Source organism: Aminobacter sp. P4_H6_2 (assembly GCF_056400805.1).
In genome coordinates this window covers 1-3,863 of the sequence record NZ_JBFUKO010000525.1, presented here as the reverse complement: position 1 = coordinate 3,863, position 3,863 = coordinate 1, and the positions used below count along the sequence as shown (strand labels likewise).

The window sequence follows — 3,863 nt, the reverse complement described above, 5'->3', positions numbered from 1 at the left end:
ATTGCGCGTCATGGCCAAGCACATGCCAGGCGAGAAAAAGCTGCGACATTCGACGGTGAGGAGATCTACTCACTTCATCTGACATCAGCATAGCGCTGCGTGCGGTGGTCATGTGCTGCTAAAAGGCCATCTGGGCTGGAACAAAAATGGCAGCACCACGCTTATCCGACGACGAAACGTCGGGAGGCACCATGCCCAAATATCGATTTGAATTTCTTCACGAGACCGATGCAGAGCCCGTGGTACTTGACTTGGCGAACATAGAGGCAGCCAAAGCACAAGCAAGACAAGCTATGGCAGACAACGTGATGGATCACGTCACAAAACGGCACGATCCCAGCAAGCTCGCCACCCGAATATTTGACGAAGCCGGGTACGTGATCGCGACCGTCGACTTTCAGTCGGTCTTCTCTGACAGCGAAAATGAAGAACCACCAACCGAGGATCCCTCGGTGAAGAGATCAGGCTAGGCACAAAGGGAGGAAGCTGCCGTTCCGCTTCGGCCCTAGATGAGCCGCGGAAAATCATTTCCCGCGTTGGAAGCAGATGTGCCAAGGTCTACAGCGTCTATGGGGTGGCAACATGTCCGGCCGCTTTCCGTGGACGAGTGATACAAACTGACGTTCGGTCAGCCGAAGCGACCGACAGCTTTGCGCCGACATCTTGGTCGTTCGCCCCACCAGTTCGCGATCTTGATCGCTGCTGGTCCGCTACGGAAGGTCAATGACATTGTAGAAGGAACGCGAATGCCCGCGTGCCCCTAGACAATATCTCGGAAATCATCCACCGCCCCGGCCTGCGATTGTTCGGGCTCGAATAAAACCGCACGGATCGCAGTCGAGGAAGATCGGCTTTACGGCTAGAGTTCGAAGAATCCTGGGCCGACGACGGAGGGCTCAATCACATGAATCTGCAGCCTTAAGCGCTTCCTCGCGGTATGCTTTGTCTAACATGGCGATCCGTTGAACAGACGCATAGAACCGTGAATGGTCACTTGAACACACGTCGAACAAGCGGAGAAACGCCGGAACCCGATCGGCGTAAACGGAGGTCGCTGCGAGCGTCGCGTTGTTAATCGGGGCATCGAACCAGGCATCGTATCCCCGGTAGCCACCCCAGTTCCCGTCGCGGATCTGCCGGTGGCGCATCCGCATCCGTTCGATCGCGGCAGCTTTAGCCGCCCGCTTCTGCTCCGAGGTGCCGTCGCCGTCGTAGACATGACCTAACTCGCCCCGGGTTTGCGACACCAGTGCAAGAAATTCAGCCCGGCGTTTCCGGTCAAGTTCGTAACGGCGCAAACCGGCAGGATCGCCAGCCGCGCGGAGCCATTTCCTCACGCCGGTCGTTTCGACGGCGACTGCAAAAGCTTCGTTGAATGCGGAATCGTCATGCACATAGACGCGCTGGTGGGCCAGCTCATGAAACACCAGCCCCGCGAGATACGTTTCATTTTGGTTGAGCATCGTGTTTAGCAGCGGGTCACTTGACCAGCCCAGGGTGGAATACGCGGTGATGCCCGTAACATAAACATCCAGCCCCTGTCGTTGAAGTTCCTCGGCAGTTTCAGTCGCGGACTTTTTGGAAAAATATCCCCGGTAGGGAACGCAGCCGAAAACCGGAAAGCACCATATTCGTGGCGTCAGCGAGAATTCCGGCGCGGCGAACACGGCCCATGTCACAGCGTCCCGACCGATATCGACATAGGTGCGGTAGCTGTTGTTGTCGGGCAACGCCAGTGCGTCCGTCGCAAACTGCCGTACAGCGCTCGCCGATGACATTCGGGCCCGTAACGCCTCTGGGGTCGAAGGATCGTCGATCAATTTGCCGACATCCTGGCGCGCCGTCATGATCTGTACGTGACCGTTCAAGGATTGCGCGTAGTAGGAAATACCGGTGCAACCGCCCAGGCCGGACACCGTGACCATCGCAGCAAGCAATCGAAAAAATGAACGCGTCGACGATTTGCTCATTGCACTGCTCACACATCCCAACAGGCCAGATGCCGCGATTGCCCCCGCGCGGTCTCACATCAGTTGATCCAGGTCCGGGATAGGCGGTGTAGGCTAGACCTTCATTCCTCGGCAAGATTGGCACAGTGCGGTGATCCGCGTTGTATTCCCGGAAGTGCGATCCAAGCCGGGCTCGGAGGCATGCGGACTGTCCGTCTAGGCCGCCTTTCTCCCAGCCATTGGGACGTTTGCATCAATCTACGCAGCTCCGTTAGCAATTTACGACCCATCGCGATGCCGGCGGCGATACAGTCGCTCGGGGGTGCCGGAAGCGGATCGGCGGTTTTCGGCTACGTTATTCACGATGGCTGACGTTCAGAGATTGCCGCACGTAATGCTGTCGGCGGCTATCGGAAAAGATGTCTTTTGCTGGACATATCGCCTTCGTGAGGCAAACTGCTGCCTCGGGGCAAGGAGGAGACATGAGAGCACGAACAGCAACTGTAGGAGATCTCGAGGTAGTCTTCCACGACCTGTCCACGCGAATGTCAGAAGAATATGCCGCCGCAGGCAAAGATGCGAAATCCGCCCACGACAACCTGATGATGAATCTGAAGGAAGGGCGTGCGCACGCGCTGGTCGAAGGAGACCGCACAGTGGCAATCATCGCCTGGCATGAACATTCGGATGCCGCGGAAACGTTGTTTGCTGCCCATGATGAGTTCTTCACGGCTGCGACAGTGCGCTTTTGCAAGCGGCACATCCGCAGGATTCAACAGCTTGCTGGCAACGTCCCAATCCAGTCGCGGGGCTGGCAAGATCGCCCAGATGTGGCTCGGTGGTTCGGTATCATCGGCTACGTCGCACGCGACCGACAGGACGGCTTTACTCTCTACGAGTTGCCGCCAGCACCGCCTGGCTAAGGCACGGGACGTGACCGCACCCAGAGGTCTCGCGAAACACACGGCCAAGCAAGGCATGATCAGACGCTGATTGACTAGCAAATCGCGGTGTCACTGCTTCGTCCCGTGGGGACTCGTCTGGGAATCGACCCAAGTGCAGGGCCTGCGCGATACTCGCCAACGGCCCCGCTGCGGTCAATATAGCCCGAGGGAACCGACCTGGAGAATTTCGCGCGGCAGCCCTCCCCCTTGGAACAGCAAAGAAACAGCTGGGCTTGAAAATCCGGTTCGCCTTAAAAGTAAGGCCTGCCGGGAGGTCTCCGGCAGGCCCCATGCTGAAGCGCGGTGCTAGAGGGGTCGCACACACACGCTTCCGTTATAAACGCTAGCCAAACAACGGTGGTTCCGCAGAAAGGGACGAAGGTTCAACCTGCCCTGCGCGGACAGGCCCACTTCAGATGCGGCCGTTCCACAGACTTCGAAAGACCTCCGCCTCGGGATTGGCACCAGATGCCGTAGCCGCCCAAACGACGCAGGTTGTTCCCTGTTGCGCGTAGACAGCGATCCGACTTCCTGGACCACTTCAACTGTGTCCGATGGGATGGCCGAGCGGGTTCGTTGCCCACAACATCAGTCCCATTCCGTATGCAGAATCGGGATGAAGCTCCGAGCGAAATTGGGGAGCGGTTTAGGTTCGAGCATTCTGGAGAGCGAGTCGGGTCTAACAAGATCGCCTGACAATAAGCGGCGAAGAAGACGGGCCGCGTCTATCGCCGTACCCACGACCAGTCCGTGGTAGACCCAACCCGGATGGTAACCGACCACATCGCCCATGTGAACATCTGCCAAATCAGCCGGAGTGATGGCGAGCCTGGCTGAGGCAAGCTCGGCGGGAATGAAGACGAGCTCGGCAAGAGCATCGGTTAGGGACAGCTCCGATGCTTTCTTGATCAATCTGGCGACCTCTAGGTAGCCGATATTTGAATAGGCCCAACCGTGACCTGGTTCATAT

The 3,863-nt window shown here is 57.8% G+C and carries 4 protein-coding genes; 2 read left to right on the top strand and 2 right to left on the bottom strand.

What is annotated here, in order from left to right; all coding sequences use genetic code 11:
* The first annotated feature begins 146 nt into the window (after nt 1–146).
* Nucleotides 147–470 (top strand): DUF6894 family protein, encoded by a 324-nt coding sequence (locus AC1DUU_RS25770; protein WP_476786212.1) that lies wholly within the window; start codon nt 147–149, stop codon nt 468–470.
* A 426-nt stretch (nt 471–896) separates the two neighbouring features.
* Here AC1DUU_RS25770 and AC1DUU_RS25765 read toward each other — a convergent pair whose 3' ends face one another.
* Nucleotides 897–1,970, bottom strand: a complete 1,074-nt coding sequence (locus AC1DUU_RS25765; protein ID WP_476786211.1) for an aminopeptidase — start codon at nt 1,968–1,970, stop codon at nt 897–899.
* Between the two features lie 461 nt (nt 1,971–2,431).
* On the opposite strand from AC1DUU_RS25765, the gene AC1DUU_RS25760 reads away from it, so the two are divergent.
* Nucleotides 2,432–2,872, top strand: coding sequence for a hypothetical protein (locus AC1DUU_RS25760; RefSeq protein ID WP_476786210.1), 441 nt, complete (start codon nt 2,432–2,434; stop codon nt 2,870–2,872).
* A gap of 609 nt (nt 2,873–3,481) precedes the next feature.
* On the opposite strand, the gene AC1DUU_RS25755 is transcribed toward AC1DUU_RS25760, so the two are convergent.
* On the bottom strand, nt 3,482–3,863 hold a 382-nt coding region (locus AC1DUU_RS25755; protein WP_476786209.1), incomplete at its 5' end, for a serine hydrolase.

Coding starts and splice junctions, on each gene's coding strand:
- AC1DUU_RS25765 (WP_476786211.1), bottom strand. CDS start 1,970: ATGAGCAAATCGTCGACGCGTTCATTTTTTCGATTGCTTGCTGCGATG.
- AC1DUU_RS25770 (WP_476786212.1), top strand. CDS start 147: ATGGCAGCACCACGCTTATCCGACGACGAAACGTCGGGAGGCACCATG.
- AC1DUU_RS25760 (WP_476786210.1), top strand. CDS start 2,432: ATGAGAGCACGAACAGCAACTGTAGGAGATCTCGAGGTAGTCTTCCAC.